Genomic DNA, 4,391 nt, shown 5'->3' on the forward strand with positions numbered 1-4,391 from the left:
ACAATCATCTTTTGTTGTGAATACTTCGTAATATACAAAAACTTCTTTCTTCCTTGTCTACTTTCCCTCCTTGTCCTCCAAGTCTCACCTCCACTAGCATCTTATGTAAAAAACCTACCCTTGTGAGGTAGGGGACCCACCCCTAACCCATCCCAGGAGGGGAGAAGGGGAATAGGGAGTAGTTAGGGTCTGCTGAAAAGATTGGTTGGTGGTAGTAGGACACGGGGACGGGTCGCTCGGGGTTAAGCGGAGATTAGGAAAACAGGCAACGGTTTCCGCCATTTTATGTGAAGGAATTTTCTTGAGTTTCAGCAGAAAATTTCAGTGTTTTGAGGCAAAACTAGCCAATAACTTAGGAGATAAATTGAATATAAAAAACTCCATTACCTTAGCTATCCTAACTTTTAGCTTTATTCAGCAAGCCCTAGTTAGGAAAAACGAGAATTATGAATGCGAGTGTTGCTTCCCTCCCTCTAATAGCGCATCATCTGAAGACCTTGAAGTTGAAAAAAAACCGACCTCGCACATTTCTCGAAAGAGGTCGGCACAGCACATTCGTGAATAACACAGGCTACAGGAGTGATTCTATAATTTCAATAATGTCATCCGCCTCCTGTAAGAAGTCGTGCTGGGGTGTAAAGACGGAACCATCGGCGTATCTCGCCTTGCTCGATCTAGGACCGTGATCTGCATCAATAGCCTTCCGCCATCTCTCTGCGTGAGTTCTCCACTGCTCCGTATTAACAAGCTCGGGTGCTATAAACCAGAGATTCCAAGTCAGTACATTGCCCTGCAGCAGCATGTTGCCAGTAGCAATATTAAAAATATCTAGGATTTTTTGGTTGAAGGTATCGACAGTGGGATAATTTGTCGGTATGATTCTACCAATTTCCACTTCTATATGCCCCACTGTCCATGCTTTTGGGTGTTTAGCAAAGATAGGAGCTTCAAATAGTGGGCTTTGGCCAATCAGAACTGGAAAGATAGGCTGATCGGGGTTTCCAACGTTATGAGTATGGACCTGAATCGCATTTGCTTTGTCCGAGGGAAAGGGAAGAGATTCTTTAGCAAAGAGGTCCCATGCTTGCCGAACAATCCAATTTTGGTGGGAACTAGGACTAAACCAAATCTTAGCTTCTACAGTCATATCCGCTGCTAGCTCCCGATTTGTTTCGTTAACCCAACCTCTCTGTCCGGTAACAGTAACTTCTACATTCAGGCAAGCTATGTTAGGAGCACAAGCACCTTGTTGAGGACATATGATAGACCATATTCTCCCTGTATTGTCATAACCGATGCTAGAAATATCGTGGGCAAACCTCTGAAAACACCTGGAACTCGGGTCTCCTTTAATGGTTTCCCAACTGAATTCAGGCCAATATACACGCTGCTGGCGTTTGATTCTGTTAATGTTGGCCATGTTATCCAACATTGGCAATGAACTTAGGTTTGGATCTGGATAGGCAAAGGCGGGATTTGATTCAGCGAACCCGCCTATCCATCCTGGTGGGACATTTGAATTTTGATTAGGCATTATAAAACTTTCCTTCATTTAGTTAGCGATCAAATTGAGAGCTATCCAACTTACCGAAAAATTGGGTTTAAAGCCTCGCCCTAGAAGGGCGACTTTTTAGTTTATTTTTTTCCACAGGTTATGTTATCATGCTTTTTAGTTCAAAAGTCATTCTATGAAAGCAAGATTTAAGTACCGCATATATCCAACATTGGGACAAAAATACCGATTAGCAAGGCTATTTGGTTGTGTCCGTGTTGTCTGGAATGATAGTCTAGCTTGCTGTCAGGAAAAGTACAAACTAGGAGAGAAAAAACCGACTAATTCTGAACTACAAAAACAGTTTATTACTCAGGCTAAAAAGACTGAGGACAGAGAATGGCTATCAGAAGTTTCTGCTATACCACTACAGCAATCTTTAAACGATTTAAACCAGGCTTATCAAAACTTTTTTAAATCAACTCAAGGCAACAGAAAAGGTAAACCTATAAGACCTCCTAAATTTAAGAGTAGAAAGTCAAAGCAAACAGCTAGATTTACAAAGGGTGGATTTAAAGTTAGTCAGCATAAGGTCTACTTAGCTAAAATAGGAAAGCTGAAAATTGTGTGGTCAAGGGAACTACCCGCTATTCCATCATCAGTAACAGTAATCAAAGATTGTAGGGGCGATTCGCGAATCGCCCCTACTAGATATTTCCTAAGTTTTGTAGTAGAAGTTTTGCCAGAAGTATTGCCTAAAACTGATAATTCAGTAGGTATAGATTTAGGAATTAAAACTTTTGCGACTCTGAGTAACGGTCAAACAATTGATGCACCAAAACCACTAAAGAAACGAATTAAGAAGTATCGAAAACTAAGTAAGTCATTATCTAAAAAAACTAAGGGTTCTAAACGATATGAAAAAGCTAGACTGAAAATAGCTAAATTTTCCTACGGAATGCTACGCAAACATGCCAAACTGAAAGATACAAGGATAGATTTTCTACACAAATTATCTACTGAAATAATTCGTGAAAACCAAACAATTGTTTTAGAGGATTTGTTTGCGTTTGCGTAGCATCCCGTAGGGAAGCATTCCGTAGGAAACGTTTCTGGAATGGTTAAGAATCGGAAATTATCGAGAGCTATTTCTGATTTAGGCTGGAGAACATTCAGGACATTTTTAGAAGGAAAAGCAGAAAAATACGGTCGCGATCTAAGAGTAATTAGCCGTTGGGAACCCACATCCCAAACTTGCTGTTGTTGTGGATTTAAAGGTGGAAAATTAGATTTATCAATTCGTGAGTGGGAATGTCTTAATTGTGGTGCTAAACATGATCGAGACGAAAATGCAGCAAGAAATATATTAGTCGCGGGTGGGCAATCCGAGACAAAAAACGGACATGGAGGCCAGCATAACCCACCCCCATCCCCTCCCGGGAGGGGAGCAAGAGGGGTGGGTGCAGCAGCCTGTGAGATGTCAACCCGCCGAGGGGCTACGGCTCGGTACGAATCCCCGTGCCTTTAAGCCGGGGAGGATGTCAAAAAATCATTGTACTGCCGTACTTCCGAAAAAGGAAACCATTGGTCTTTTCTATGGTCTAGTTAGTCGCCAATACAGATTTAAAGATAAGTAAGCTGCCCGTAATTATTTTACTCACCTAATTGGTATTTTTAAGAACCTGAACTATGCTCACCCTGCACTCTACTGATCGTGCTAATTAGCAGAGCGATCGCTACTCCCTCCTAACTCCTGACTCCTGTTAATACCTACAATGTCCTAAAATCAATAAAGTTAATCATCAACTTAGGGAACTAGCAGTGGCCAAATCAACAGAATCTAATACACAATCTCTTTCTCGTACACCTCTATATGACTTATGCACCGAACTTAAGGCCAGAATGGTAGAATTTTCTGGGTGGGAAATGCCAGTACAATACACTAGCATTAGCACCGAACATGAGGCAGTACGCACCAAAGCTGGAATGTTCGATATTTCCCACATGGGGAAGTTTATTGCTCAAGGCCACGACTTAATCGAAAAAATTCAACTTTTAGTACCTTCCGACCTGAGTAGTTTAGAACCTGGTAAAGCTCAATATACTGTCTTATTAAACTCCCAGGGAGGTATTATTGATGACTTCATTTTCTATCGTCAAAGTGATGATCCCCTTACCAACGAAGCACGGGGTTTTATGATTGTTAATGCTGCTACTAAAGCTAATGATAAAGCATGGATATTAAGTCATCTAGAAGCTAGTGGTGTTAAATTCCAAGATATCTCTGAGGAAAAAGTGTTATTAGCTGTTCAAGGTCCGGAAGCAGAATCTTATGTGCAGCAATTTGTCAAGGAAAATTTGGCATCAATTGGGTTTTTCGGGCATTCAGATATTACTGTATTAGAGCAACCTGGTTTTATTGCCAGAACTGGTTACACTGGGGAAGATGGGTTTGAAATTATGGTAGACGCCTCTGTGGGTGTGGAGTTATGGCGTAGTTTATTGAGTGCTGGCGTTACTCCCTGTGGTTTGGGAGCAAGAGATACTCTACGTTTAGAAGCTGCAATGGCACTTTACGGTCAAGATATTGATACTGAAACTACTCCTCTAGAAGCGAGTTTAAGTTGGTTAGTTCATCTAGATAAAAAAGGAGAATTTATTGGTCGTCAGGTCTTGGAAACACAAAAGGCGGAAGGTGTATCAAAACGGTTGGTAGGTTTGGAAATGCTCGATCGCTCTATTGCTCGTCATGGTTATCCTGTTGTGAGTGATGGCAAAGTGGTAGGGGAAGTTACTAGCGGTACTAAGTCTCCTACTTTAGGGAAAGCGATCGCTCTAGCTTATGTACCGAAAAAATTTGGCTAAAATAGGGCAAAAATTAGAAGTAGAAGTTAGGGGA

Annotated in this window: 1 protein-coding gene and 2 pseudogenes; 2 read left to right on the plus strand and 1 reads right to left on the minus strand. The window is 41.4% G+C overall.

Annotation, left to right across the window (positions count from 1 at the left end):
* Positions 1-571 precede the first annotated feature (571 nt).
* Positions 572-1,534 carry a hypothetical protein gene (locus F6K54_RS41015; RefSeq protein WP_293090238.1) on the minus strand — a complete coding sequence of 321 codons (963 nt, stop codon included), beginning with the start codon at positions 1,532-1,534 and terminating at the stop codon, positions 572-574.
* 154 nt (positions 1,535-1,688) lie between these two features.
* Between F6K54_RS41015 and F6K54_RS41020 the strand changes: the two are divergent.
* A pseudogene (locus tag F6K54_RS41020) lies at positions 1,689-3,020 on the plus strand (RNA-guided endonuclease InsQ/TnpB family protein).
* 293 nt (positions 3,021-3,313) lie between these two features.
* Positions 3,314-4,391 (plus strand): annotated as a pseudogene (gene gcvT / locus F6K54_RS41025) (glycine cleavage system aminomethyltransferase GcvT); the annotation flags it as partial.

It is taken from the genome of Okeania sp. SIO3B5, assembly GCF_010692555.1.
In the GTDB taxonomy this organism is placed as follows: domain Bacteria; phylum Cyanobacteriota; class Cyanobacteriia; order Cyanobacteriales; family Microcoleaceae; genus Okeania.